At 42.6% G+C, this 303-nt stretch carries 1 protein-coding gene; it reads left to right on the top strand.

What is annotated here, in order from left to right:
* A partial coding sequence (locus LG651_RS15695) for a hypothetical protein (protein WP_226697048.1) occupies nt 1-303 on the top strand: 303 nt, incomplete at both ends.

Here is a 303-nt window from a genome sequence, read left to right as displayed (position 1 = left end):
CTACTGACCTTAATAATTGGTTAGCTTCTAATGCTGGGGCTAGTGCTTCTGATGACTGTGCTTCTATTACTTGGTCCAACGACTTTAATGCACTTTCTGATGACTGTGGATTAACTGGTGCTGCTACCGTAACTTTTACCGCTACAGATGCCTGCGGAAACTCTGTTTCAACTACTGCTACCTTTACCGTTGAAGATACTACAGCGCCGACTATCGATACTATTGCTAGCGATTTAACTGTGGAATGTGATGGGGCTGGAAATACAACTGAACTTAACAACTGGTTAAATTCTAATGGTGGTG

It is taken from the genome of Neotamlana sargassicola (assembly GCF_020523965.1).
Taxonomy (GTDB): Bacteria; Bacteroidota; Bacteroidia; order Flavobacteriales; family Flavobacteriaceae; genus Neotamlana; species Neotamlana sargassicola.
The sequence above is the reverse complement of the archived record's forward strand: the minus strand, read 5'-3'. Positions and strand labels throughout refer to the sequence as shown.